Genomic DNA, 24,712 nt, shown 5'->3' with positions numbered 1-24,712 from the left:
GGAAGCCTGGTAACGGGTGGAGTTGACTGGTACTAATAGGCCGAGGGCTTGTCCTCAGTTGCTCGCGTCCACTGTGTTGGTTCTGAAACCACGAACAGCAGTCATGTGCCACACATGGCTCGGCTGAAACAGTTTCATAGTGTTTCGGTGGTCATAGCGTGAGGGAAACGCCCGGTTACATTCCGAACCCGGAAGCTAAGCCTCACAGCGCCGATGGTACTGCAAGGGGGACCTTGTGGGAGAGTAGGACGCCGCCGAACAAATTTTAGGGAAAACCCCCGCACCGTTGGTGCGGGGGTTTTCTGCGTTTACGGACCTTTATAGGCTCGGGTATATGCGCTACGACCTCATCCTTTTCGACAACGACGGTGTCCTCGTGGACAGCGAGCCCATCTCCAACCGGTACCTCGCCGCCTATCTGACCGAGCTGGGGCACCCGACGTCGTACGAGGACTCCATCCGGGACTACATGGGCTCGGCCATGCACCGCATCCACGACCTGGTCCTGGAGCGGACCGGGCAGCGGCTGCCCGCGGACTTCGACGACGTCTTCCACGCGCGGGTCTTCGCCGCGTTCGAGCGGGAGTTGCGGCCCGTCGCCGGGGTCGAGGGCGTGCTGGAGAAGCTGACCGCGGACGGGGTGCCGTACTGCGTGGCGTCCTCCGGGAGCCATGAACGGATCCGGGTGGGGCACCGGGCGACCGGGCTCGACCGGTGGTTCGAGGACGGGCGCGTCTTCAGCTCGCAGGACGTGGGGCGGGGCAAGCCGGCGCCGGATCTCTTCCTGTACGCCGCCGAGCGCATGGGGGTCGCGCCCGAGCGGTGTCTGGTCGTGGAGGACTCCCCGCTGGGCGTCCAGGCGGCTGTGGCAGCCGGGATGGACGTGTACGGGTTCACCGCGATGACCCCGGCCGAGAGGCTGACCGGCGCCAGTCAACTCTTTTCCAGCATGGGCGAGTTGGCCGACCTGCTGGTATGACGTCGGCACCGCTCACGGACTGACAATTGTCATGCGGACCTCCGGACGATCGTTTCTACTGCCGGATGCCCCTCGGACGCGAAGCTGAGGGCATGACGAAGACGACGGGGAACCAGGGTCGGAACCAGCAGCCGAGTGCGCTGGAGAACTTCAAGCCGCTGCTCGTGGACGTGGCGGTGCCGCTCGGCGCGTACTACCTCCTGAAGGACGCCTTCGGGATGAGCACCTTCGCCGCGCTCGCCTGGAGCAGCGTGGTGCCCGCCGCGCGGACCGTGTGGAGCCTGGTGCGGGAGCGCACCGCCAACGCGCTCGCGCTCCTCATCCTGACCGTGAACGTGGTCGGGCTCGCGCTCAGCTTCGTCTCCGGCGACCCGCGGCTGATGCTCGCCAAGGACGGCGCGGTCAGCAGCACGGTCGCCATCGGCATCCTGGTCTCCGTGGCGCTCGGGCGGCCGATGATGACCGAGGGCATGAAGCCGTTCCTGGTGAAGGGGGACGCGGCCAAGGAGGCAGCCTGGCAGCGGCTGGTGTCGGGTGCGGCGTCCGGGGCGGCGGACTTCCGGCGCAAGGAGCGGGCGTTCTCCGTGGTGTGGGGCGTGGCGCTGCTGGTCGAGTGCGTGGCGCGGGTGGTGGGGGCGTACACGATCCCCGTCGACACGATGGTGTGGCTGGGCGGGGTGCTGATGGCCGGGGTGATGGTCCTGGCGTTCCTCGTCAGCGGCGCCGTCGCCGCCGGGCCGATGGAGCACCTCCTCGCCGACGAGGCGAAGAAGGTCGGCGAGGTCGATGAGACCCCCAAGACCCCCAAGACCCCCGAGACGCCCGTGAGCCCCGAGTCCGCCGTCGCCGCGCAGGTCACCGCCGTCGCCGCCTGACTCCGCGTCCGGCCGACAGCCGGTCAGTGACCCCCGGTCCGGTCGAAGATGAGCAGAACTCATCTTTGGCCGGATCTACCCCTGCGCGTCCCGGGGCCCTACGCTCGCCGCCATGACGGATGTGCTGCGGCGCGGCAGGGCCTCGCTGGCGTTCGGCTTCTTCACCCAGGGCGTCGCCTTCGCCCTGCTCGTGACGCGCATCCCTGCCGTGCAGGAGCGGTACGGGGTTTCCGACGCGCTGCTGCCCGTCTTCCTCGCCGCCGTGCCGATCCTCGCCGGGTGCGGGAGCGTAGCCACCGAGAAGCTGGTGCGGCGGATACGGCCCAGTCGGCTGCTGCGCTGGTCCCAGCCGGTGGTGCTGCTGGCGCTGCTCGGTGTCGGCGCCGGGGACCAAGTGGCGGAGCTGGCGCTCGCGTTGGGGGTGTTCGGGCTGTCGGTGGGGGTGCTGGACGCCTCCATGAACATGCTCGGAGTGAGCCTCCAGCGGGCGTACGGGCGCAGCATCATGCTGAGCTTTCACGCGGCGTACAGCCTCGGCGGCATTCTCGGGGCGTCGCTCGCCTGGGCGGGGGCGCACTGGGAGTTGGCGCTGTGGGTGTCGTATCTCCCGGTGGTCCTGGTGCTGTTGCCCGCGACGCTGGTGGGGAGCCGGTGGTACGTCGACGGGGAGAGCGGGTCGGCGGGGGAGGCGGACGGAGCGGGGGGCGGGGTCGCGTTCCGGGTGCTGTTGCCGCTGTGTCTGGTGATGACGTTCGCGTACATCGGGGACTCGACGGTCTCCAACTGGAGCGCGAAGTACGTCAAGGACGTGCTCGGCGGTTCGGAGCAGCTCGCGACCGTGCCGTACAACGTGTACATGGTGACCACGCTGGTCGGGCGCGCCCTGGGGGATCTCGGGGTGCGGCGGCTCGGGGCGGTGGCGGTCGTGCGGCTGGGGGCGCTGGTGGCGGCGGGCGGGTTCGTGGTGGTCGCGGCGGCGCCGGGGGCGTGGACGGGGATGCTCGGGTTCACGCTGGTGGGGCTCGGGCTGTGTGTGCTGGTGCCGCAGACCTTCGCCGCCGCCGGGCGCCTCTTCCCTGGCGGGTCGGACGCGGCGATCGCGCGGCTCAACATCTTCAACTACGTCGGTTTCCTGGTCGGTTCGCCGTTGGTGGGGGCGCTCGGGGACGCCTGGAGCTATCGCGGGGCGATGCTCGTGCCGATGGCTCTGGTGCTGGTCACCACGGTGTACGCCCGCTCGTTCGGGCCGGGAGGCGACCGATACGGTGGCGGGCATGAGCGGCCGCGCACAGTTGATGTGGGACGAGGCAGTAACGGGCTATGACTTCGGCCCGGACCATCCGATGGCTCCGGTGCGTCTGGAGCTGACCCGGAGGCTGGTGTCGGCGCTCGGGCTCGACAAGGAGCTGGAGATCGTGGCCGCGCGTCCGGCGGGGGAGTCGACGCTGCGCCTGGTGCACCGCGAGGACTACATCGACGCGGTGAAGGCGGCTTCCGCCGATCCGCGCGGGGCGGACGGGTCGTACGGGATCGGGACGGTCGACGATCCGGCGTTCGCCGGGATGCACGAGGTGTCGGCGCTGATCGCGGGGCAGTCGGTGGCGGCGGCGGAGGCGGTGTGGCGGGGTGAGGCGGAGCACGCGGTGAACTTCGCGGGCGGGCTGCACCACGCGATGCCGGGCGGCGCGGCGGGTTTCTGTGTGTACAACGACGCGGCGCTGGCGGTGGCCCGGCTCCTGGAGCTGGGCGTCGAGCGGGTCGCCTACGTGGACGTGGACGTGCATCACGGGGACGGGGTGCAGGCGGCGTTCTGGGAGGACCCCAGGGTGCTGACGATCTCGCTGCACGAGCATCCGCGGACGCTGTTCCCGGCGACGGGCTGGCCGCAGGAGACCGGGGCCGGGGCGGGTGAGGGCACGGCGGTGAATCTGGCGCTGCCTGCCGGGACCGGGGACGCGGGGTGGCTGCGGGCGTTCCACGCGGTGGTGCCGGAGCTGCTGGCGGACTTCCGCCCGCAGGTGCTGGTCTCGCAGCACGGCGCCGACACGCACTTCGAGGACCCGCTGGCGCATCTGGCGGTGTCGCTGGACGCGCAGCGGGCGGTGCAGGTGGCGTGCCACGAGCTGGCGCACGCGTACGCCGACGGGAAGTGGCTCGCGCTGGGCGGTGGCGGTTACGCGGTGGTGGAGGTCGTACCGCGCTCCTGGACGCATCTGGTGGGGATCGCGGCGGGGCGGGAGATCGATCCGGAGACGGTGATCCCGGAGGGCTGGCGGCAGGAAGTGTACGCGCGGACACGGCAGTTGGGACCACAGCGGATGACGGACGGGCGCTGGCCGGTGGGTTACAGGGACTGGTCGGCGGGGTACGACCCGGCCGACCGTCTCGACCAGGCGGTGCTGGCGACGCGGCGGTCCGCGTTTCCGCTGCGGGGGCTGCTGCCGTGACCGGCGGGTGCCGGGCGGGCTCGTCGGCCGTGTCCGGTGGGGGCGCTCGGCGTTAGGCCGACCGTGCGGTCTTTCGCCGTTCCGGTCGCCGGGGCGGCGTGCGTGGGCCACCATCGCTGCCGTGTCGGAAACCGGTGCCCTGCGGGCGCACCTGCTGGCCGCCCGGCTCGCCGGTGAGGTGGCCACCGCGCGCGAGGACAGCCTGCGCCGCTACCGGCTGTTCGCCGCGTGCGACCCGCGCGCGCTGCTCGGGCTCGATCCCGTGCGGTCCTGGGGGTCGCGCGAGGTGCTGGCGCTGATGGCGGAGCGGTGCGGGGTGTCGGCGGACCCGGGGTGTGTCTCGGGTTCCGATGTGATCGACCCGGAGCGGACGCTGGCCGCGCTGGACGCCTTCGCGGGGCGGCTGCGGGCGGCGGTGCGGCGGGGTGTGCCGGTGCTGTTCGGCACCGGGCATCCGGGTGCGCTGCTCGGTTTCTACGCCGGATTGGCGGCGGCGATGTCGGCGGCGGGATGTGTTGTGCTCACTCCGGCGCAGGGTCGTTGTGTCGACATATTGACCCGGTTCGGTCTACGCACGCACCGCCTCGACTACGTACGAGGTGTTGCGTTGGTGCGGGAAGCGGGGGGCGGGCGCCCGGGGCGTGAGCCGGGTGCGCACAGCCATTCCCCGCTGCCGGTTCGGCTCGCGCTGGACGCTCTGGCGGAGTCCGGCGAGCCGCTGCCCGGGCTGGTCGTCGGGGACCACGGGTGGGTCTGCGGCGCAGGTCAGCTCGGGTTCGAGGCGATCGGTCTGGCCGACTCCGACGATCCCGCGCCGTTCGTCGGCGAGGCGGAGGGGACGGTGTCCGTCGTCGTTCCGCTTGACGACGCCGTGCGGTCTAGTCACTACCGCCCGCTCACCCGCTACGTACTCAAACGGGCCTGTCTGTCACAGTAGGCCGCCGATGCGTCCACCTCTTCCCCACTCGCATCACCCGCCCCTACATTGGGGAGTGAGCACGCAACGACGAAGAGTCACCGGAAGGGGAAGCCGGTGGCCGTCGAGTGCGGAAGGTTCAGGTGTGTCATGGCAGAGAGGCCTCTGAACGAGGTTCAGTTCCTTACCGTGGCGGAAGTCGCCTCGGTCATGCGAGTCTCGAAGATGACCGTGTACCGGCTGGTGCACAGCGGTCATCTGCCCGCGATCCGGGTGGGGCGGTCCTTCCGCGTCCCGGAGCAGGCGGTCCACGAGTATCTGCGCGAGAGCTATGTGGGGGTGGAAACGGCCTGACGGCGCCCTCGCGATCTTCCCGGAAGACCTCGATTACGACCCTGGCGTCCGGGCGGGTAGGCTGTCCCCTCGTAGGTCGTATGGGCCCATGGCGCCCAACAACCGAGTCATGAGAAGTGAGCGAGGGTAGTCGTGGGCTCTGTTATCAAGAAGCGGCGCAAGCGGATGGCGAAGAAGAAGCACCGCAAGCTGCTCAAGCGCACGCGCGTTCAGCGTCGCAACAAGAAGTAAGGCGACGCGCCGCGAAAGCGCGGTCGGTGGCCCTTCGTCCCTGTGCGGGCGGAGGGCCACCGGCATGTCCGGAGCCGTTCGGCAGTCCGGAGCCGTTCGGCATGTCCGGTGCCGTGTGGTCATCGTGGCGCAACACCGACCCGATAGGTTGGCCGCACACGGGGAACGCGAGCGGAGAGCCGGGTTTCGCGCGAGGTCGGGAAGGAAGGCGCTGGTCTTGGGGAAGATCGTGCTCGTCACCGGAGTGGCCCGGCAACTGGGCGGCCGGTTCGTGCGCCGTGTCCAGCGGGACGCCGACGTGGACCGGGTGATCGCGGTCGACGCGGTGCCGCCCGCGCACCATCTCGGCGGTGCCGAGTTCATCCAGGCCGACATCCGGCAGCCGACGATCGCCCGGGTCCTCGCGGAGACCGGCGCCGACACGGTCGTCCACATGGACGTGACCGGCACCGCGCTCGGCGGCGGCAGCCGGGCCACGGTCAAGGAGACCAACGTCATCGGCACCATGCAGTTGCTCGGTGCCTGCCAGAAGTCGCCCACCGTCAAACGGCTCGTGGTGAAGTCCAGCACCAACGTCTACGGCTCCGCGCCGCGCGACCCCGCCGTCTTCACCGAGACCACCCCCGCCAAGTCGCTGCCCAGCGGCGGCTTCGCCAAGGACGCCGTCGAGGTCGAGGGATACGTGCGCGGGTTCGCCCGGCGCCGCCCGGACGTCGCGGTGTGCGTGCTGCGGTTCGCCAACATCCTCGGACCGACGGCGGACACCCCGCTCGCCTCCTACTTCGCGCTGCCCGTCCTGCCGACCGTCCTCGGCTACGACCCGCGGCTGCAGTTCGTGCACGAGGACGACGTGATCGAGGTGCTGCGGATCGCCTCCCGCGAGCCGCGCCGGGGCACGCTCAACAGCGGCACCTTCAACATCGCCGGGGACGGCGTGCTGCTGCTCTCCCAGTGCTCGCGCCGGCTCGGGCGGCCCACCGTGCCGCTGCTGCTGCCCGCGGTCACCTGGGCGGGCTCCCTGGTGCGTACGCTCGGTATGACGGACTTCTCGCCGGAGCAGATCCGGCTGCTGACCCACGGCCGGGTGGTGGACACCGGGCAGATGCGCGAGACGCTCGGGTTCGCCCCCAGGTTCACGACGGCGGAGACCTTCGCGGACTTCGCGCGCGGCCAGGGTCCCGGCCTGCTGCCGCCCGAGGCGCTGGCGGGAGCCGTCGACCGGATCGCCGCGCTGACCGCGAGAAGCGGTGGCACCTTCCCGCAGCCCGGCGCCAACTGAGGAGCGCAGCAACGATGGCGGACGCCAAGGTCATTCCGTTCGACGACGACCGGTCCCGGGGAAGCTCCACAGGACGCCCGCAGCGGCGCCGGGGCACGAGCGGCCGGCCCGCCGGGGCGGGCGAGAGCGCGCCGGTCCAGCCGCTGCCCACCCGGGCGGTGCCCGAGGAGCCCACCGGGGAACCGGCGGGCGCTCCGCGCGAGGACGACGGCGGGCTCGACCGCCGCATCGCGCGCGGTCTCTCCTTCCTGCGCCGCAGGCTCACCGGGGACTACGAGGTCGACGACTTCGGCTACGACGAGGAGCTGACCGACCAGGTCCTGATGTCGCTGCTGCGGCCGGTGTACGACAACTACTTCCGGGTCGAGGTCAAGGGCATCGAGAACATCCCGGCGGACGGCGGCGCGCTGATCGTCGCCAACCACTCCGGGACGCTGCCGCTGGACGGTCTGATGATGCAGGTCGCCGTGCACGACCACCATCCCGCCGGGCGCCATCTGCGGCTGCTCGCCGCCGACCTGGTGTTCGTGCTGCCGGTGGTCAACGAGCTGGCCCGCAAGCTCGGTCACACCCTCGCCTGCACCGAGGACGCCGAACGGCTGCTCGGACAGGGCGAGCTGGTCGGGGTGATGCCGGAGGGCTTCAAGGGCATCGGCAAGCCCTTCGGAGAGCGGTACAAGCTCCAGCGGTTCGGGCGGGGCGGGTTCGTCTCCACCGCGCTGCGGCAGGGGGCGCCGATCATCCCGTGCTCGGTCGTCGGCGCCGAGGAGATCTACCCGATGATCGGCAACGCCAAGACGCTGGCACGGCTGCTCGGCTTCCCGTACTTCCCGCTGACCCCGACCTTCCCCTGGCTCGGTCCGCTCGGCGCGATCCCGCTGCCGACCAAGTGGACCATCCAGTTCGGCGAGCCGATCCCCACGGACGGCTACCCGCCGGAGGCGGCCGAGGACCCGATGCTGATGTTCAACCTCACCGACCAGGTGCGCGAACAGATCCAGCACACGCTGTACAAGTTGCTCGTACAGCGGCGGTCGGTGTTCTTCTGAGTCTCGCGTACGTACGACGGTGGGGCGCCCCTGCTCGGAAAGGGGCGCCCCACCGTCGTACCGTGTGCGGCTAGTTGGAGTCCTGGCTGTCGATGCCCAGACCGGGGAGGAGACCCGGCAGGAGCGGGGGCAGGGTGACGTCCGGCTTGGCCGAGGGGGACTTCTCGGCGGACGGGGAACCGCCTTGGTCGGAGCCCGACTTGGGCGGGTCGAGCAGTCCGCCGGTGCTGCCGCCGAGCAGACCCTCGTCGCGGTCGCCTGCCGAGCCGCTGGGGCTGCTGCCGGGGCTCGCGTGCCTGCCCGCCGACGGCGTGCTGCCGGGCTTGCTGGGCGTGGCCGGGCGCTGGGTGCCGGTGGAGCTGGACGGGGTGGCGGAGCGCTTGCCGTCCTGCTTGCCGGTGGCGGGCGGCTGCGGGAGCAGCGACTCCAGCGGAGCCACTTCCTGGTCTATGGCGTCGAAGACGGAGGAGACCTGGTCCTTGACGTCCCCGAGCTGCACGGGGAGCTGGTCGCTCAGGCTCGTCCACGCCTCGCGGTGGGAGCGGGAGAAGGACGAGAGAGCCTGGATGGGACCGAGGGACTGCGGGTCCGCCTCGTACGCCGCGTGCAGCAGGCGGTGGCCCTCGGTGACGTCCTGGCGCATCCCGGACAGGGTGCGGCGGATCTCGCCGATGGACTCGTGGTCGAGCTGTCCGCCGCGCCCGCGGTCCATCAGTCTGCGGGCTTCGTTGAGGCGGGTGGACGCCTGGTCGAGGTAGGTCTGGCCGCGTTCGCCGTCGCCCTCGCTCAGGTAGTTCAGCCGGAAGTCCTCGATGCCGCGTTTGACGCCGTACAGATGGTCACCGGGCAGCGCGTCGGAGCTGGCGGCGGCCACGCCGCCGAAGGCGCTCGCGGTGACACCGAGACCGAGTCCGCCCGCCGTGAGCCCCTTGGCCAGCCGGGAGCGGGGTCGCAGTCTGCTCAGCGGGCTCGCCCGGTGGGCGCCCCGACCGGGGGAGCGCTGCTCGGGCACCGAGGCGTCCGCCGCTCCGCCCAGGGTGCCCTCCTGGAGCATGGCTTCCATCGCGGCCACCAACCGGGCGCGCTGGACGACCTTGACCTCCGGGTCGAGCTGCGGCTTGGGCAGCGCGCCGAGGTCTCTGGTCAGGGACAGCAACGTGCCCTGCTCGGAGGGGTCCTCGGTCGGCGGTGATCCCGCCCGTGCTGCGGACTGCTCGGCCGCCGTGTCCCGGTCGGACTGCTCCTCCAGGGCCTGGGCGAAGGCGTTCGCCCGCCGGTGCGCCGATACGTTCGCGATCACTGGCGGCACCTCCTCTCGTCATGACGGTCGACTCCTGTATCCCGCACAACGAGCGGCTCGGCACTTCGGTTACGCACGGCGGATGACCGGATCGGAAAGACAACTGGCGCTTACGGAGCGTGAGTTGATCGGTGTTCTCGGTTGCGCAGCGTCAGCGGGCGTCCTCCGGGAGGAGCCGGGCGAGGGTGCGTACCGCCCGGTACTGGAGGGTCTTGATGGCGCCTTCGTTCTTTCCCATCACCCGGGCGGTCTCGGCGACCGAGAGTCCCTGGAGGAACCGGAGCGTGACGCACTCCTGCTGCTGGGGGTTGAGCCGTCGTACGGCGTCGAGGAGGGCGGCGTTGGAGAGGGACTCCAGGACCGAGTCCTCCGGGGAGCGCTCGACCTCGTTGGCGTCGAGCATCTCGCCGGTGGTGACCTCCAGGCGGAAACGGCTGGACTTGAAGTGGTCGGCGACCAGGTTGCGGGCGATCGTCACCAGCCAGGCGCCGAAGTCGCGGCCCTGCCAGGTGAAGGTGCCGATGCGGCGCAGCGCGCGGAGGAAGGTCTCGCTGGTGAGGTCCTCGGCGGTGGCCTTGCCGCCCACGCGGTAGTAGATGAACCGGTAGACGGTGTCGCTGTACTGGTCGTACAGCTTGCCGAAGGCTTCCGCCTCGCCCGCCTGGGCGCGCTCGACCAGGTCCATCATGCGGGCGCTGTCGCTGTCCGCGGCGGGGCGGCGGGCGGCGGGCGCGCCGGACGACGTCGTCCGGCCGCGTCTGCCTACGGCGGCGCTGCCCTCGGCCAGTGCGTAGCACGGGCCCAGGGGTGCGCCGGTGGCGAGGGCGGGGACGGTGTGCGCGGTGGGGACGAGGCCGCGCAGCGTCTCTTTGACCGTTGCGACAGTTGCGCGCAGCGTAGCCAGGCCCGAGGCGTCAACCCCGACGTGTGGGTACACGGGACTCCCAGAGGCAGAGCTTCCATCACGTGCAGTGCGGGACCTTTCACCCGTCGTGACGACGGAGGGGTACCGGTTTGCGTCTGAGGAGAATAACGCTTCGTGTAGACCCTGCTACACCCAGTTGTTCAAATCGTCGATTACGTTGCTTCTGTTACCACTTGACGGTCGGTCGGCTTCCGGTTTCTGACCGTTTCCCGACCGAAAACCAGCCGATTCCTGTGAACCTGAGGCGTTTCCGGGGCGGGCGCACATAATCGGCCGACTTGAGAAACGATTCAGCGGAAAAGCCCGGTCCTGAAGTGGTCAGGACCGGGCTCCGGGTTCTTTCGGCGGCGGTGGCGACCGCGGGTCAGCGGCGGCGCCGGGTCAGCGCGATCGCCGCCGCCGTGCCGCCCGCCACCGCGCCCACGCCCGCCGCGGCGGGGATGCCGACCTTGGCCGCCTTGCGGCCGGTGCGGTAGTCGCGCAGGCGCCAGTCCTTGTCGCGGGCGTGCTTGCGCAGCTTGGCGTCGGGGTTGATGGCGTAGGGGTGACCGACGAGCGAGAGCATCGGGATGTCGTTGTGGCTGTCGCTGTAGGCGGCGCAGCGGGCGAGGTCCAGACCCTCGGCGGCGGCCAGGGCGCGCACCGCCTCCGCCTTCGCCGGACCGTGCAGGGGCTCGCCCACCAGGCGTCCGGTGTAGACGCCGTCGACGGACTCCGCGACCGTGCCGAGCGCGCCGGTCAGCCCGAGGCGGCGGGCGATGACCTGGGCGATCTCCACCGGAGCCGCCGTCACCAGCCAGACCTTCTGTCCCGCGTCCAGGTGCGCCTGGGCGAGGGCGCGGGTGCCGGGCCAGATGCGGCCGGCCATGTACTCGTCGTAGATCTCCTCGCCGATCGTCTCCAGCTCGGCCACCCGGTGGCCCTTGACGATGGAGAGCGCCGAGTCGCGCGCGTCCTGCATGTGCTCGGGGTCCTCGACCCCGGCCAGCCGGAACCACGCCTGCTGCCAGGCGAACTTGACGAGGTCGCGGGTCTCGAAGAACTTCCGCTTGTACAGCCCGCGCCCGAAGTGGAACAGCGCGGCGCCCTGCATCACGGTGTTGTCGAGGTCGAAGAACGCGGCCGCGCGGTCGTCGCCGAGCACCGGGAACTCCGGCTCGGCGGTCTCGGGTTCCCGCGCCTTCTGCACGGACTTGCGGGCGGCTTCCGCCGCAGCCTCGCCTGCCAACACGCTCCGCGCCGTGGCGGAGCGCCTACGGGGGGTGAGCCATCCTAGAGCGGCCATGGCGTGAGCATAGCCAGTCCGTGACGCCGCTTCGGAGCCGAGAGGTTCGAAGCGCGTGAACTCCGCACGACCGCGTTGTTAAGGAGTGTGCGTGAGCGGAGTGAGAATGGGCGGCATGAGTCCCCTCTTCCGGCGCGCGCCCGCGCCCCAGGAGCGCCTGGTCACCCTGATCCGCAAGCCCGGCTGCCACCTCTGCGAGGACGCCCGGCAGGTGATCGAAAAGGTCTGCGGCGACCTCGGCGTGCCGTGGGAGAGCCGGGACATCACCGAGGACCGTGAGTTGTACGACACGTACTGGGAGCAGATCCCCGTCGTCCTCGTCGACGGTGAGCAGCACACCTTCTGGCGCGTGGACGAGAGCCGCCTTCGTAAGGCTCTGACCAAGTAGTCCGCAGGCGTCCCGGAACACCCGGAACGTCGCTTAGGATCGGACGCCTGTTTGGTCTCGGGGGCGGGATTCGCGAGGAGTGTGTAGCTTTGCCCCCAGGTACAGCCCCGGGAAGAGGGCGCGTGACCCCGGTCACGTTGGCCGGGCAAATCGGACACCATCTTTGTGCACACGTTCACAAAGACATAGCCTGCTTTCGACGGGGCGGTCCGGGGACGCATGACCGCCAGCCCCGCTCTACCCGCAGGAGCACCGTGGCAACTGGCCGAACTCACCGACCGGCGACCCGCAGCCGAGGGATTCCCGAGGCCACCGTCGCCCGGCTTCCGCTGTACCTCCGAGCCCTGACCGCACTGTCCGAGCGTTCGGTCCCCACGGTCTCCTCCGAGGAACTCGCGGCGGCCGCCGGAGTCAACTCCGCCAAGCTCCGCAAGGACTTCTCCTACCTCGGCTCCTACGGCACCCGCGGTGTCGGCTACGACGTCGAGTACCTCGTCTACCAGATCTCCCGCGAGCTGGGTCTGACCCAGGACTGGCCGGTCGTCATCGTCGGCATCGGCAACCTCGGCGCGGCTCTCGCCAACTACGGCGGCTTCGCCTCGCGCGGCTTCCGGGTCGCGGCGCTGATAGACGCCGACCCCGCGATGGCGGGTAAGCCGGTCGCGGGCATCCCGGTCCGGCACACCGACGAACTCGAGAAGATCATCGAGGACAACGGTGTCTCCATCGGCGTGATCGCCACCCCGGCAGGCGCCGCCCAGCAGGTCTGCGACCGGCTCGTGGCCGCCGGGGTCACCTCCATCCTGAACTTCGCGCCGACCGTGCTGACCGTCCCGGACGGCGTCGACGTGCGCAAGGTCGACCTCTCCATCGAGCTGCAGATCCTCGCCTTCCACGAGCAGCGCAAGGCGGGCGAGGAACTCGCCGCGAACGACGGCGCGCTGCCCGCCGCCGCGCGCGCCGCCGCCGGGCACTCGGCCGAGCAGGGACCCGACGGGGACGTACCCGCCGTGATGCCCGCATGAGCCTCCTCGTCGTCGGACTGAGCCACCGCAGCGCGCCCGTGAGCGTGCTGGAGCGAGCCGCGCTGAGCACGGACGCCCAGATCAAGCTGGCCCAGGACACGGTCGCCGCCGAACCGGCCGCCGAGGCAGCCGTGCTCGGCACCTGCAACCGGATCGAGCTGTACGCCGACGTGGACAAGTTCCACGCCGGTGTCGCGGAGCTGTCCACGCTGCTCGCCCAGCACTGCGGGGTCGGTCTGGAAGAGCTGACGCCGTACCTCTACGTGCACTACGAGGACCGCGCCGTCCACCACCTCTTCTCGGTGGCCTGCGGACTGGACTCCATGGTCGTCGGCGAGGGGCAGATCCTCGGTCAGATCAAGGACTCCCTCGCCCGCGCCCAGGAGCTGCACACCGCCGGGCGCCTGCTCAACGACCTTTTCCAGCAGGCACTCAGGGTCGGCAAGCGCGCCCACTCCGAGACCGGCATCGACCGCGCCGGGCAGTCCCTGGTCACCTTCGGTCTGGAGCAGCTCTCCGCCGGGCAGGACGTCGAGGCGTGGGCCGAGGGACGCCGGGCGCTGGTGATCGGCGCCGGTTCGATGTCCTCGCTGGCCGCCGCGACGCTCGCGCGCGCCGGGGTCGCCGAGATCGTCGTCGCCAACCGGACCTTCGAGCGCGCCGAGCGGCTCGCGCAGATCCTCGCCGACGCCGAGGGCGCCCTCGCGCGCGCCGTGCGGATGGACGCCGTCCCCGCCGAACTGACACGTGCCGACGTCGTCGTCTCCTGCACCGGCGCCACCGGTCTGGTGCTCACCGCCGACGCGCTCGCCGACGCCCTCAAGGACCGCACTGGCGAGGTCGCGACCGAGGTCGCGGACGGCGGACGTACGCCCGCCGAGGCGCCGCTGCCGCCGACCACCGTCGGCACCGAGGAGAACTGCCCGCTGGACCTCGCCGCCGTGCAGGGCGCGAGCGGCTTCTCCGTGCACGGCGAGGCAGCCGTGGCCGGGCTCGACGCCGCCGCCCTGGAGCAGCACGCCGCCTGGGTCGCGGGCGGCACCGTGGACCGCCGCGAGCAGGGCACCGGGCGCGCGCTCAAGGCGGTCGAGGACACCCGCGCCGAGGCGGGGCTGATCGACGCGCTCGCCCAGACCGCCGCGACCGTCGGGCGCGTCCCCGAGCACCGCAGGCCCGAGCCCGTGGCGGAGATCCCGCGCCCGGCGCCCGCCGTCTTCCTGCTCGACCTCGCCATGCCCCGCGACATCGACGCCGCCGCGCACCGGCTCGCCGGAGTGCGCCTGGTGGACATCGAGTCGCTGGCCGAGGCGTCCGCCGACGCGCCGATGGCGGCCGACGTGGACCAGGTCAGGCGTATCGTCTCCGACGAGGTCGCCGCCTTCGGCGCGGCCCAGCGGGCCCAGCACATCACCCCGACCGTGGTCGCCCTGCGCACCATGGCCGCCGACGTCGTCGCCGCCGAGATCGCACGGCTCGACGGCAGGCTGCCCGGTCTGGACGCGCGCCAGCGCGGCGAGATCCGCCAGGCCGTGCACCGGGTCGTGGACAAGCTGCTGCACGCGCCGACCGTACGGGTCAAGCAGCTCGCGGCCGAGCCCGGCGGCGCCGGGTACGCGGACGCGCTGCGCACCCTGTTCGACCTCGACCCCGAGACGGTCGCGGCCGTCTCCCGGGCCGTGGACAACACAGACGAGAAGGACCGACCGGCATGACTGACAACGCACTGAGACTGGGGACCAGGCGCAGCAAGCTCGCCATGGCCCAGTCCGGGCTGGTGGCCGAGGCCGTGAGCCGGGTGACCGGCCGGCCCGTCGAGCTGGTCGAGATCACCACGTACGGCGACGTCTCCCGCGAGGCGCTCGCGCAGATCGGCGGCACCGGTGTGTTCGTCACCGCGCTGCGCGACGCGCTGGCGCGCGGCGAGGTGGACTTCGCCGTGCACTCGCTCAAGGACCTGCCCACTTCGCAGCCCGAGGAGCTGGCGCTGGCCGCCGTCCCCGAGCGCGAGGACCCGCGTGACGTGATCGTGGCGCGCGACGCGCTGAAGTTCACCGACCTGCCGCGCGGCGCCCGTATCGGCACCGGTTCGCCGCGCCGCATGGCGCAGTTGAACGCGTACGCCCGCGCCCACGGACTGGACATCGAGACGGTCCCGATCCGCGGCAACATCGACACCCGCGTCGGATACGTGCGCGAGGGACGGCTCGACGCCGTCGTCCTCGCCGCCGCCGGACTCAACCGGATCGGCCGGATCGACGAGGTGACCGACTTCCTGTCGGTCGACACGGTTCTGCCCGCCCCCGGCCAGGGGGCCCTGGCGATCGAGTGTGCCGCGGACAACGCTGCCCTCGTCGCGGTACTCGGCGAGCTCGACGACCCGTCCACGCGGGCCGCCGTCACCGCCGAACGGTCATTGCTCGCCGCCCTGGAGGCCGGCTGCAGCGCCCCTGTGGGCGCGCTGGCCGACCTCCTGGCCGGCGGGTCAACTGTCAAGGAAATGCGCCTGCGCGGCGTCGTCGGCACCACCGACGGCTCGCGGACGGTGCAGTTGTCCACCACCGGTCCCGTGCCCCAGACGCACGAGCAGGCGACGGCGCTCGGTCGCGAGCTGGCCGCCGAGATGCTCGCCCAGGGCGCGGCCGGTCTGATGGGGGAGCGAGCACTTTGAGCCCCACCACCCTTCCCGCCGCCCGTCCGGAACACGGTCACGTCACCTTCCTGGGTGCCGGACCCGGAGATCCGGGACTGCTGACTCTGCGCGCCGTGGAGGCGCTGGGGATCGCGGACGTCCTGGTCGCCGAGCCCGATGTGCTCGACGTGATCCGGACGCACGCCCGCCCGGGTGTCTCCGTCGTACCGACGGAGGTCTCCTCGGACGCGTCCACGGGCGCGGGCGCACCCCAGTTGACGGTGGTTGACGGCACGTCAACAACCGTTGGGGTCCCGGCCGCTGCCCGGGATGCCGCTCATCTTGTCATGGAGGCCGCGCGTGGCGGCAGGCGGGTCGTGCGTGCGGTTTCCGGTGATCCGGGACTCGACACGGACGCCGCCGAGGAGATGCTGGCCTGCGCCGCCGCCGGGGTGCCCTTCGAGGTCGTCCCCGGTGTCGCCGCCGCGACCGGTGTGCCCGCGTACGCCGGTGTGCCGTTGCGGGACGCGCAGGGCGCGGACGTGCGCTTCGTGGACGCGCGTACCGCCTCCGCCCGCTGCTGGACCGAGGTCGGCGCCTCGGACGGCACGGTGGTCGTCTCCACCGCGCTGGACTCCGTCGCCGCCGCGGCGGCCGAGCTGGTCTCGGCGGGACGCAAGCCGGACACCCCGATGACGGTCACCGTCGCGGGTACGACCACCCGGCAGCGGACCTGGTCGGCGACGCTCGGCACGATCGCGCAGACGCTGAAGCAGGCGAAGGTGCTGCCGTCCCCGGAGGGCGGGCGCCCGGTGATAGCCGTGGTGGGTGAGCGTTCCGCCGCCGCCCGCCGCGACCAGCTCTCCTGGTTCGAGTCCAAGCCGCTGTTCGGCTGGAAGGTCCTCGTGCCGCGCACGAAGGAGCAGGCGGCGTCGCTCTCCGACCAGCTCCGCTCCTACGGCGCGGTGCCGCACGAGGTCCCGACCATCGCCGTCGAGCCGCCGCGCACCCCGCAGCAGATGGAGCGCGCGGTCAAGGGTCTGGTCACCGGGCGCTACGAGTGGATCGCGTTCACCTCGGTCAACGCGGTCAAGGCGGTGCGCGAGAAGTTCGAGGAGTACGGGCTCGACGCGCGTGCCTTCGCGGGCATCAAGGTCGCCGCGGTGGGCGAGCAGACCGCGGCGGCGCTGATCGACTTCGGTGTGAAGCCGGACCTGGTGCCGAGCGGCGAGCAGTCGGCGGCGGGGCTTCTGGAGGACTGGCCGCCGTACGACCCGGTCTTCGACCCGATCGACCGTGTCTTCCTGCCGCGTGCCGACATCGCCACCGAGACGCTGGTGGCGGGGCTGATCGAGCTGGGCTGGGAGGTCGACGACGTCACGGCGTACCGCACCGTCCGCGCCTCGCCGCCCCCGGCGGAGACCCGTGAGGCGATCAAGGGCGGCGGTTTCGACGCGGTCCTGTTCACCTCGTCCTCGACCGTCCGCAACCTGGTCGGCATCGCGGGCAAGCCGCACAACGTCACGATCATCGCCTGCATCGGTCCGGCGACCGCCAAGACGGCCGAGGAACACGGTCTGCGCGTGGACGTCATGGCTCCCGAGCCGTCCGTCCACAAGCTGGCGGAAGCCCTCGCCGCGTTCGGCACCAAGCGGCGTACCGCCGCGCTGGAGGCGGGCGACCCGGTGACCCGCCCGAGCGAGCGGCGTCCGGGGGCGCGGAGGCGTCGTACGACGACGTGAGGTCCGGCACGGCATGAGCGGGGTGTTCCCTTCGGGGGGCACCCCGCTCGCTTGTTCAGACCCTGATCGCTCCGAGCGCCTCGGGCAGCTCGGTGACCCCGTCGTCCGCCAGGAAGTGACCCGCGCCGGAGATCACCCGGGCTGTGGTGCCGAGGAGGGTGGCGAGGTGGTCGGTGTGGGAGGCGGGGACCAGGGGGTCGGCGTCCGAGCGGAGGACCGTGAGGTGGTCGATGCGGGCGGGGAGGGGGGTGGGGTCGCAGCCACCGGCGATGAACGGGTCCAGCTCGGGTATCGCGGGGAGCGGGGCGACGAACCCGGAGACCAGGACCAGGGTGCCCAGGCGCCAGTCGCCGCGCAGGGTGCTCAGACGGCGCAGGACGGTGAGGCAGCCGAGGCTGTGGGCGACGACCGTGGTGCGGGCGTCGGGGGTGCCGAGGGCGGCGCCCGCGGCGGACGTCCACCGGTCGGGGTCGGGATGGTCCGTGTCCGGGAGGGCGGGGACGGTCGTGCGGACGCCGCGCTCCTCCAGACGCTCGGCGAGCCAGGGGAACCAGTGGTCCTTCGGGGTCGCGCCGTAGCCGTGGATGATCGTGGCGCGGGGATGCGTTGCCGGTGTCGTCATGGTGGAGGACGGTACGGGTTCACACCGGTGTGAAGGTCAAGGCGAGGGGGGCGCGTGCTGATCGGGGAGCTGGCGGCGCGGACCGGGGTGAGCGCGCGGTCGCTGCGGCACTACGAGGAGCAGGGGCTGCTGGCGCCGGGACGCGGCAGCGGGGGCTACCGGCGCTACGCCGAGTCCGATGTCGTACGGGTGCTGCGGATCCGGGCGATGGTCCGGGCGGGGGTGGGGACGGCGACCGTACGGCGCTATCTCGGCTGTGTGCGGGACGGTGCGGACGGGGCGCGCCTGGAGATGTGTCCCGGTCTGCGGGCGGAGCTGGACGCGGTGGCGGGGCGGCTGGACGCGCGGGAGGCGGAGGTGCGGGAGACGCGGGGGCGGTTGGAGAGGCTGGTGGGGGACGGGTGAGGGGCGCTCCTCGGAGGCGGTGCTCGCGGCGTCGCGAGGGGGCTGGTCCGGACCGTCGGGGGCGCCGCTCGGGTGCGCGGGGAGTGGTCGCTGGTCCGACATGGCGTCGGCAAAGGCGGGGGTCCGGCGGGCGTAGCGTAGGGGATATGTCGAAGTACGGTTCCTTTCCCGGTACGCGTCCGCGGCGCCTGCGGACCTCGCCCGTCATGCGGCGGATGGTCGCGGAGACGCGGCTGCATCCGGCCGACTTCATCCTCCCCGCGTTCATCCGCGAGGGCGTGAGCGAGCCGGTGGCGATCGAGGCGATGCCCGGGGTCGTGCAGCACACCCGGGACAGCCTGAAGAAGGCGGCGCTGGAGGCGGTCGAGGCGGGGATCTCCGGGATCATGCTGTTCGGCGTGCCGGAGGACGCGAAGAAGGACGCGCTCGGCACGGCGGGCACCGACCCGGACGGCATCCTCCAGGTCGCCCTGCGCGACGTGCGCGCCGAGGTCGGCGACGACCTCATGATCATGTCCGACCTGTGCCTGGACGAGTTCACCGACCACGGGCACTGCGGGGTGCTGGACGCCGAGGGCCGGGTCGACAACGACGCCACCCTGGAGCGGTACGCCGAGATGGCCCAGGTCCAGGCGGACGCGGGCGCCCACATCGTGGGTCCGAGCGGCATGATGGACGGGCAGATCGGCGTCATCCGCGACGCGCTGGACCAGATCGGCCGCGAGGACGTGGCGATCCTCGCGTACACCGCGAAGTACTCCTCCGCCTTCTACGGTCCCTTCCGCGAGGCTGTCGCCTCCTCGCTCCAGGGCGACCGCAAGGCGTACCAGCAGGACCCGGCGAACCTGCGCGAGTCCCTGCGCGAGCTGGAACTGGACCTCGCCGAGGGCGCGGACATGGTCATGGTCAAGCCCGCGGGTCCGTACCTGGACGTGCTCGCGAAGGTCGCGGACGCGGTGGACGTGCCGGTCGCCGCCTACCAGATCTCCGGCGAGTACTCGATGATCGAGGCTGCCGCCGAGAAGGGCTGGCTGGACCGCGACCGCGCCATCTTCGAGACCCTGACGGGGATCAAGCGGGCGGGCGCGCGGAACATCCTGACGTACTGGGCGACCGAAGTGGCCCAGAAGCTGCGGTAGTTCGGCGGTTCGGGACAGGTGACGCGGACCGGTGCCGTACCGGTTCGGTCACAGGTGCCGGTGCCTCCTGTGCGGGGGTTGTGAACCGCGCTCACATCGTCTACGCAGGGATCTTGGTGTTTCCTTGACCCCGACGAGAGTGAGCCCGTGTCCACCGCTCCGCCCCCCGAACGGCCCGACGATTCCGGCGAGCCCGCGGCCATATCCGACGATCAGTGGGACACGTTCCTGCGCGACACGGTCGAGGGCGGCGGACCGCCCGCCCCGAAGGAGCCGTCGGCGCGGGCGCGGATGGTGGCGCGGCGGTTGCGCGAGGAGGGGGAGCGGGAAGCCGCCGCCGACCGGCGGTTCGGCCGTCGCCGCAAGGCGGCTCAGCCCGCGGAGCCTCCCGGCTGGCGTACCGGACCCGCGGTGCGGGAGAAGCGGGGCGGGGCTCCGCGCAAGCCGCTCTGGTCGGTGCTGGGGGTGCTGCTGGTCGCGGCGGTCTGTCTGGTCGCCGTACGCCCCTCGCTGCTCCTCGACCACATCCCCGGGGTCCGCTCGTCCGCAGGTGACGCGCCCTCGCCGCTGCCCGCCGAGACGGCGCTGCCCAGCGACGCCCCCGGTGCCGTCTCCGGGACGGCGACGCTCGACCACCCCTTCCGCGGATCGCCCGCGCTGGTCTGGGACGAGGGCGCGGACGCGATCGAGCTGCCTGCCGCGAAGGCGGTCGCCGGGCTCGGCGAAGCCGACGTGGCGCTCGCGCTGCGGCGCACCAAGGAGTTCCTCGTCGAGACCAGCCTCGATCCGGCGGTCCTGCGCGGCGGACAGCCCGACAAGGCGCTGGCGCTGCTCGACCCCGAGCAGCCGAGGACACTCCCGGAACTCCGGCGCTCGCTGCGCGACCCGGACGCCGAGCACGACCCCGTCACCTACGTCAGCCGCTTCGACCCGGCGCGGGTGCGGCTCGCCGGTGACGTGGTCAAGGTGCGCGGGCACCTCTCCTTCGAGGCGGGGCGGCCCGGCGAGGTGAAGGTCCACGCGGACTACACCTTCGTCTACCCGCTCGCCCACCGCGCCCCCGGCGACGACCGGGTGGCCCGCTCCATCGTCCGCCGCGACGTGACGACGATGCTGCACGATCCGGCCAAGTGGGACACCGTGAAGGGCAAGCTGTCGATCGGCTCGGTCGCGACGCGCACCTACAACAACGAGTGCGGCGTCTTTGACGGCTACCTCCACCCGATCTTCCCCGGCGCCACCCCCACCGGCACCCCGGCCCGCGGCGACGCCCACGACCCGTACAGCCGCAAGGAGTCCATGAAGGACGTGCGGGACGGCGGCTGCGGGCGGACCACCCGCTCCTGAGCGCGGTGGGGAGCAGCAACTCCCCACCGCCCTCCAGGCGTTCGCCGTCAGAGCTTCTCGGGCGTGCGGATGCCGAGAAGGGACATGCCCTGGTGCAGAGTGCGGGCGGTGACGTCGCACAGGAAGAGGCGGTTCTCCACCTGGGCGGGCGTCTCTGCCTTCAGGACCGGGCACTTGTCGTAGAAGGAGGTGTACAGGGAGGCGAGCTGGTACAGGTACGCGGCCAGCTTGTGCGGGGCGTACTCCGCCGCCGCCTCCGCGGCGACCTCGCCGAAGGAGTCGGCGTGCAGGCCCAACGCCCGCTCCGCCCCGGTCAGTTCCAGCTCGGGGTGAGCCACGGGGCGGACCTCGCCCGCCTTGCGCAGGATGGACTGGATACGGGCGTACGCGTACTGCAGGTACACCGAGGTGTCGCCGTTGAGCGAGACCATCTGGTCCAGGTCGAACTTGTAGTCCCGGTTCGCCGAGGTCGACAGGTCCGCGTACTTCACCGCGCCGATGCCCACCTGGGCGCCGCGCTCGGCGATCTCCTCCTCGGAGAGGTCCTGCGCCTTCTCGCGCACGACCGCCGCCGCACGGTCGACCGCCTCGTCCAGCAGGTCCACCAGCCGCACCGTCTCGCCCTCACGCGTCTTGAACGGCTTGCCGTCCTTGCCGAGGACCGTGCCGAAGGCGAGCTGGACCGCGTGCACGTCGTCGCCGAGCCAGCCTGCGCGGCGGGCGGTCTCGAAGACCATCTTGAAGTGCAGGGCCTGGCGGGCGTCCACCACGTAGAGCAGGGTGTTCGCCTTGAGGTGGAAGACGCGGTCGCGGATCGCGGAGAGGTCGGTCGCCGCGTAGCCGTAGCCGCCGTCGGACTTCTGGACGATCAGGGGGACGGGCTGCCCGTCGGGACCCTTGACGTCGTCGAAGAACACGCACAGCGCGCCCTCGGAGCGGACCGCGACGCCGGACTCCTCCAGGAGGCGGCAGGTCTCGGCCAGCATGTCGTTGTAGCCGGACTCGCCGACCACGTCCGCGTCGCGGATCTCCATGTCCAGCTTGTCGAAGACGGAGTAGAAGTAGATCTTCGACTCGTCGACGAACCGCTGCCACATGGCCAGCGTCGCCGGGTCGCCCGCCTGGAGGTCGACCACCCGGCGGCGGGCGCGCGTCTTGAACTCCTCGTCGGAGTCGAAGAGCACCCGCGCCGCCTTGTAGAGACGGTTCAGGTTGGACATGGCCTCCTCGCCGGAAGCCTCGGTGACCTCGGAGACCGCGGACTCCTTGTGGTCCAGCTCGTGCGGGTGCTCCTCCAGGTACTGGATGAGCATGCCGAACTGGGTGCCCCAGTCGCCGATGTGGTGGCGGCGGACCACCTTCTCGCCGGTGAACTCCAGCAGCCGGACGACCGAGTCGCCGATGACCGCCGAGCGCAGATGACCGACGTGCATCTCCTTGGCCACGTTCGGCTGGGCGTAGTCGATCACCGTGGTGCCCGGGTGGGCGGCGAGCGGGACACCGAGGCGCCCCGTGTCGTCCGCGTACCGCGCGGCCAGGTTCTTCGTGATCGCGCCGTCCGCCACGGAGATGTTGAGGAAGCCGGGACCCGAGACCTCGACGTCCGCGATCACGTCACCCGTGGCGACCCGGGAGACGACCTCGGTCGCCAGCTCGCGCGGGTTCGCCTTCGCCTTCTTGGCGAGCGCCAGGATCCCGTTGGCCTGGTAGTCGGCCCGGTCGCTTCGTCGCAGCAGCGGGTCGGCTCCGTCGGCTTCCGGGAGGGAGGAAGCGAGGGCGTTCGCGAGGCGCTGGTTGACGAGATCGGTGAGCGACGTGACCGAGGTCATGGAGTGGGAGCCGTTCTCCTCGTGGGACGGATAGACACGCTCAGTCTCTCATGGGGGGTAAAGGGGTTTTCGCGAACGAGGCAGTGCCTGGGAGAATGGAGCGGTCACTCACAGAACTCGGAAAAAGAGGACGTGCCGATCGTGGCTCAGAGCAGCGAGACCACCGACTGGGTCTCCCGTTTCGCGGATGACGTCATCGAGGAGTCGGAGCGTCGGGCTCCGGGCAAACCGGTCGTCGTCGCCTCCGGGCTCTCGCCGTCCGGCCCGATCCACCTGGGCAACCTGCGTGAGGTCATGACCCCGCACCTGGTCGCGGACGAGATCCGCCGCCGCGGGTACCAGGTCCGCCATCTGATCTCCTGGGACGACTACGACCGCTACCGCAAGGTGCCGGCCGGCATCGCGGGCGTCGACGAGTCCTGGGCCGAGCACATCGGCAAGCCGCTGACCTCGGTCCCGGCGCCGAAGGGCTCCGCGTTCCCGAACTGGGCGGAGCACTTCAAGTCCGCCATGGTGGAGGCGCTCGCCGAGCTGGGCGTGGAGTTCGACGGGATCAGCCAGACCGCGCAGTACACCTCGGGCGTCTACCGCGAGCAGATCCTGCACGCGATGAAGCACCGCGGTGACATCGACGCGATCCTCGACCAGTACCGCACCAAGAAGGCGCCGGGCAAGAAGCCGCAGCAGAAGGCGGTCGACGAGGCAGAGCTGGAGGCGGAGGAGGGTTCCGGCGCCGCCGCCGAGGACGACGGCAGCTCCGGCTCCGCCGGATACTTCCCGTACAAGCCGTACTGCGGCGAGTGCGGCAAGGACCTCACCACCGTCACCTCCTACGACGACGACACCACCGAGCTGTCGTACACCTGCACCGCGTGCGGGTTCGGCGAGACGGTCCGGCTGAGCGAGTTCAACCGGGGCAAGCTGGTGTGGAAGGTCGACTGGCCGATGCGCTGGGCGTACGAGGGCGTGATCTTCGAGCCCTCCGGTGTCGACCACTCCTCGCCGGGCTCCTCCTTCCAGGTCGGCGGGCAGATCGTCGGCATCTTCGAGGGCAAGCAGCCCATCGGTCCGATGTACGCGTTCGTCGGCATCTCCGGCATGGCCAAGATGTCGTCCTCGCGCGGTGGCGTGCCCACCCCGGGCGACGCGCTGAAGATCATGGAGCCGCAGCTCCTGCGCTGGCTGTACGCCCGCCGCCGTCCCAACCAGTCCTTCAAGATCGCCTTCGACCAGGAGATCCAGCGGCTCTACGACGAGTGGGACAAGCTCGCGGGCAAGGTGGCTGGGGGCACCTCCCAGGCCATTGGCACTGGGGGAGGCTCCGCGCTCCCCGGTGACGTCGCCGCGTACACCCGCGCCGTCGGCACCGCCGCCGGTGAGCTGCCGAAGACCCCGCGCCCGCTGCCGTACCGCACGCTCGCCTCGGTCGCGGACATCACCGCGGGTCATCAGGACCAGGCGCTGCGCATCCTGTCCGAGCTGGACCCGGCGAACCCGATCACCGACCTCGCGGACGCCCGCCCCCGGTACGACAAGGCGGAGGCGTGGATCAACACCTACGTCCCCGCCGACCAGCGCACCATCGTGCGCGAGGAGCCGGACGCCGAGCTGCTGAAGTCGCTGGACGAGGAGGGGCGCGAGTCGCTGCGCCTGCTGGTCGACGGACTCGCGGACAACTGGTCCCTGGACGGTCTGACCCACCTGGTCTACGGCGTCCCGAAGGTGCGCGCGGGATTCTCCGCCGACGCCACCGCCAAGGAGCTGCCGCCGGAGATCAAGACCGCCCAGCGGACCTTCTTCGCCCTGCTGTACCACCTGCTCGTCGGCCGCGACACCGGTCCGCGTCTGCCCACGCTGCTGCTTGCGGTGGGGCAGGAGCGGGTGCGGGCCCTGCTCGGGGAGTAGGTCGCGTTACGTAGGAGGGGGCGCCCGGTGTCGTACCGGGC

Annotated in this window: 23 protein-coding genes and 1 rRNA gene; 19 read left to right on the top strand and 5 right to left on the bottom strand. The window is 71.4% G+C overall.

The genetic code is table 11. From position 1 onward, the window contains the following. Positions 1 to 143 precede the first annotated feature (143 nt). The 10 genes from rrf to IF655_RS23735 all read left to right on the top strand — a co-directional run bounded on the left by rrf (position 144) and on the right by IF655_RS23735 (position 8,130). Positions 144 to 260: ribosomal RNA gene (gene rrf, locus IF655_RS23780) — 5S ribosomal RNA — on the top strand. 74 nt (positions 261 to 334) lie between these two features. Next, a complete protein-coding gene (locus tag IF655_RS23775) occupies positions 335 to 979 on the top strand; it encodes an HAD family phosphatase (protein ID WP_199587129.1) in 645 nt (214 codons plus the stop codon). A gap of 92 nt (positions 980 to 1,071) precedes the next feature. Further along, complete coding sequence (locus tag IF655_RS23770; RefSeq protein WP_242488899.1) at positions 1,072 to 1,854, top strand: VC0807 family protein; 783 nt, start codon at positions 1,072 to 1,074, stop codon at positions 1,852 to 1,854. Positions 1,855 to 1,966: 112 nt separating this feature from the next. Next, positions 1,967 to 3,178, top strand: a complete 1,212-nt coding sequence (locus IF655_RS23765) for an MFS transporter (RefSeq protein ID WP_199587128.1) — start codon at positions 1,967 to 1,969, stop codon at positions 3,176 to 3,178. Next, positions 3,129 to 4,301, top strand: coding sequence for an acetoin utilization protein AcuC (locus tag IF655_RS23760; RefSeq protein WP_199587127.1), 1,173 nt, complete (start codon positions 3,129 to 3,131; stop codon positions 4,299 to 4,301). The genes IF655_RS23765 and IF655_RS23760 overlap by 50 nt, the downstream gene beginning before the upstream one ends. Positions 4,302 to 4,422: 121 nt before the next feature. After that, entirely contained in the window at positions 4,423 to 5,238 is an 816-nt protein-coding gene (locus tag IF655_RS23755; RefSeq protein WP_199587126.1) for a phosphatase, read from the top strand. Between the two features lie 129 nt (positions 5,239 to 5,367). Continuing rightward, positions 5,368 to 5,571 carry a helix-turn-helix domain-containing protein gene (locus tag IF655_RS23750; protein WP_199587125.1) on the top strand — a complete coding sequence of 68 codons (204 nt, stop codon included), beginning with the start codon at positions 5,368 to 5,370 and terminating at the stop codon, positions 5,569 to 5,571. Positions 5,572 to 5,703: 132 nt separating this feature from the next. Continuing rightward, positions 5,704 to 5,802 (top strand): 30S ribosomal protein bS22, encoded by a 99-nt coding sequence (locus IF655_RS23745; protein WP_003948845.1) that lies wholly within the window; start codon positions 5,704 to 5,706, stop codon positions 5,800 to 5,802. A 217-nt stretch (positions 5,803 to 6,019) separates the two neighbouring features. Continuing rightward, entirely contained in the window at positions 6,020 to 7,081 is a 1,062-nt protein-coding gene (locus IF655_RS23740) for an NAD-dependent epimerase/dehydratase family protein (protein ID WP_199587124.1), read from the top strand. Between the two features lie 14 nt (positions 7,082 to 7,095). Next, complete coding sequence (locus IF655_RS23735) at positions 7,096 to 8,130, top strand: lysophospholipid acyltransferase family protein (protein ID WP_199587123.1); 1,035 nt, start codon at positions 7,096 to 7,098, stop codon at positions 8,128 to 8,130. 70 nt (positions 8,131 to 8,200) lie between these two features. On the opposite strand, the gene IF655_RS23730 is transcribed toward IF655_RS23735, so the two are convergent. The 3 genes from IF655_RS23730 to IF655_RS23720 form a co-directional block, all read right to left on the bottom strand. After that, entirely contained in the window at positions 8,201 to 9,430 is a 1,230-nt protein-coding gene (locus tag IF655_RS23730) for a DUF5667 domain-containing protein (protein WP_199587122.1), read from the bottom strand. Between the two features lie 151 nt (positions 9,431 to 9,581). Continuing rightward, entirely contained in the window at positions 9,582 to 10,367 is a 786-nt protein-coding gene (locus IF655_RS23725) for an ECF subfamily RNA polymerase sigma factor, BldN family (protein WP_199587121.1), read from the bottom strand. Positions 10,368 to 10,719: 352 nt separating this feature from the next. Further along, a complete protein-coding gene (locus IF655_RS23720; RefSeq protein ID WP_199587120.1) occupies positions 10,720 to 11,640 on the bottom strand; it encodes an HAD family phosphatase in 921 nt (306 codons plus the stop codon). Between the two features lie 106 nt (positions 11,641 to 11,746). On the opposite strand from IF655_RS23720, the gene IF655_RS23715 reads away from it, so the two are divergent. The 5 genes from IF655_RS23715 (at position 11,747) to IF655_RS23695 (ending at position 17,424) form a co-directional block, all read left to right on the top strand. Next, on the top strand, positions 11,747 to 12,028 hold the full coding sequence (locus IF655_RS23715) for a glutaredoxin family protein (protein ID WP_199587141.1): 282 nt from the start codon (positions 11,747 to 11,749) through the stop codon (positions 12,026 to 12,028). 254 nt (positions 12,029 to 12,282) lie between these two features. Next, positions 12,283 to 13,053, top strand: a complete 771-nt coding sequence (locus IF655_RS23710; protein ID WP_199587119.1) for a redox-sensing transcriptional repressor Rex — start codon at positions 12,283 to 12,285, stop codon at positions 13,051 to 13,053. After that, positions 13,050 to 14,765, top strand: coding sequence for a glutamyl-tRNA reductase (locus IF655_RS23705; RefSeq protein ID WP_199587118.1), 1,716 nt, complete (start codon positions 13,050 to 13,052; stop codon positions 14,763 to 14,765). The genes IF655_RS23710 and IF655_RS23705 overlap by 4 nt, the downstream gene beginning before the upstream one ends. Continuing rightward, on the top strand, positions 14,762 to 15,721 hold the full coding sequence (gene hemC / locus IF655_RS23700; RefSeq protein WP_199587117.1) for a hydroxymethylbilane synthase: 960 nt from the start codon (positions 14,762 to 14,764) through the stop codon (positions 15,719 to 15,721). Before IF655_RS23705 ends, hemC begins: the two co-directional genes overlap by 4 nt. Continuing rightward, a complete protein-coding gene (locus IF655_RS23695; protein ID WP_199587116.1) occupies positions 15,718 to 17,424 on the top strand; it encodes a bifunctional uroporphyrinogen-III C-methyltransferase/uroporphyrinogen-III synthase in 1,707 nt (568 codons plus the stop codon). The genes hemC and IF655_RS23695 overlap by 4 nt, the downstream gene beginning before the upstream one ends. A 55-nt stretch (positions 17,425 to 17,479) precedes the next feature. Here the strand turns inward: IF655_RS23695 and IF655_RS23690 are convergent, their stop codons facing one another. Beyond that, entirely contained in the window at positions 17,480 to 18,046 is a 567-nt protein-coding gene (locus IF655_RS23690; RefSeq protein ID WP_199587115.1) for an alpha/beta hydrolase, read from the bottom strand. A 54-nt stretch (positions 18,047 to 18,100) separates the two neighbouring features. On the opposite strand from IF655_RS23690, the gene IF655_RS23685 reads away from it, so the two are divergent. From IF655_RS23685 to IF655_RS23675, 3 genes are all read left to right on the top strand, one after another. Continuing rightward, positions 18,101 to 18,451, top strand: coding sequence for a MerR family transcriptional regulator (locus IF655_RS23685; protein WP_199587114.1), 351 nt, complete (start codon positions 18,101 to 18,103; stop codon positions 18,449 to 18,451). 146 nt (positions 18,452 to 18,597) lie between these two features. Next, complete coding sequence (gene hemB, locus IF655_RS23680) at positions 18,598 to 19,590, top strand: porphobilinogen synthase (protein WP_199587113.1); 993 nt, start codon at positions 18,598 to 18,600, stop codon at positions 19,588 to 19,590. A gap of 147 nt (positions 19,591 to 19,737) precedes the next feature. Beyond that, a complete protein-coding gene (locus IF655_RS23675) occupies positions 19,738 to 20,937 on the top strand; it encodes a hypothetical protein (protein WP_199587112.1) in 1,200 nt (399 codons plus the stop codon). Positions 20,938 to 20,984: 47 nt separating this feature from the next. Here IF655_RS23675 and argS read toward each other — a convergent pair whose 3' ends face one another. Then, the gene (gene argS / locus IF655_RS23670) at positions 20,985 to 22,766 is read right to left on the bottom strand and encodes an arginine--tRNA ligase (protein WP_199587111.1); all 1,782 of its coding nucleotides are present in this window, start codon (positions 22,764 to 22,766) and stop codon (positions 20,985 to 20,987) included. A gap of 132 nt (positions 22,767 to 22,898) precedes the next feature. On the opposite strand from argS, the gene lysS reads away from it, so the two are divergent. Beyond that, the gene (gene lysS / locus IF655_RS23665) at positions 22,899 to 24,671 is read left to right on the top strand and encodes a lysine--tRNA ligase (RefSeq protein ID WP_199587110.1); all 1,773 of its coding nucleotides are present in this window, start codon (positions 22,899 to 22,901) and stop codon (positions 24,669 to 24,671) included. The last annotated feature ends 41 nt before the right edge of the window (positions 24,672 to 24,712 follow it).

Source organism: Streptomyces sp. DSM 110735 (assembly GCF_016482685.1).
In the GTDB taxonomy this organism is placed as follows: Bacteria; Actinomycetota; Actinomycetes; order Streptomycetales; family Streptomycetaceae; genus Streptomyces.
Note: the sequence above shows the minus strand (reverse complement) of the source record. Positions and strands in the feature narration are given on the sequence as shown.

What these genes read in the sequence shown, in the direction of transcription:
- IF655_RS23770 (WP_242488899.1), top strand. Translation starts at nt 1,072, where the DNA reads ATGACGAAGACGACGGGGAACCAGGGTCGGAACCAGCAGCCGAGTGCG.
- IF655_RS23690 (WP_199587115.1), bottom strand. Translation starts at nt 18,046, where the DNA reads ATGACGACACCGGCAACGCATCCCCGCGCCACGATCATCCACGGCTAC.
- IF655_RS23705 (WP_199587118.1), top strand. Translation starts at nt 13,050, where the DNA reads ATGAGCCTCCTCGTCGTCGGACTGAGCCACCGCAGCGCGCCCGTGAGC.
- IF655_RS23715 (WP_199587141.1), top strand. Translation starts at nt 11,747, where the DNA reads ATGGGCGGCATGAGTCCCCTCTTCCGGCGCGCGCCCGCGCCCCAGGAG.
- argS (WP_199587111.1), bottom strand. Translation starts at nt 22,766, where the DNA reads ATGACCTCGGTCACGTCGCTCACCGATCTCGTCAACCAGCGCCTCGCG.
- hemC (WP_199587117.1), top strand. Translation starts at nt 14,762, where the DNA reads ATGACTGACAACGCACTGAGACTGGGGACCAGGCGCAGCAAGCTCGCC.
- IF655_RS23765 (WP_199587128.1), top strand. Translation starts at nt 1,967, where the DNA reads ATGACGGATGTGCTGCGGCGCGGCAGGGCCTCGCTGGCGTTCGGCTTC.
- IF655_RS23760 (WP_199587127.1), top strand. Translation starts at nt 3,129, where the DNA reads ATGAGCGGCCGCGCACAGTTGATGTGGGACGAGGCAGTAACGGGCTAT.
- IF655_RS23750 (WP_199587125.1), top strand. Translation starts at nt 5,368, where the DNA reads ATGGCAGAGAGGCCTCTGAACGAGGTTCAGTTCCTTACCGTGGCGGAA.
- IF655_RS23775 (WP_199587129.1), top strand. Translation starts at nt 335, where the DNA reads ATGCGCTACGACCTCATCCTTTTCGACAACGACGGTGTCCTCGTGGAC.
- hemB (WP_199587113.1), top strand. Translation starts at nt 18,598, where the DNA reads ATGTCGAAGTACGGTTCCTTTCCCGGTACGCGTCCGCGGCGCCTGCGG.
- IF655_RS23735 (WP_199587123.1), top strand. Translation starts at nt 7,096, where the DNA reads ATGGCGGACGCCAAGGTCATTCCGTTCGACGACGACCGGTCCCGGGGA.
- IF655_RS23720 (WP_199587120.1), bottom strand. Translation starts at nt 11,640, where the DNA reads ATGGCCGCTCTAGGATGGCTCACCCCCCGTAGGCGCTCCGCCACGGCG.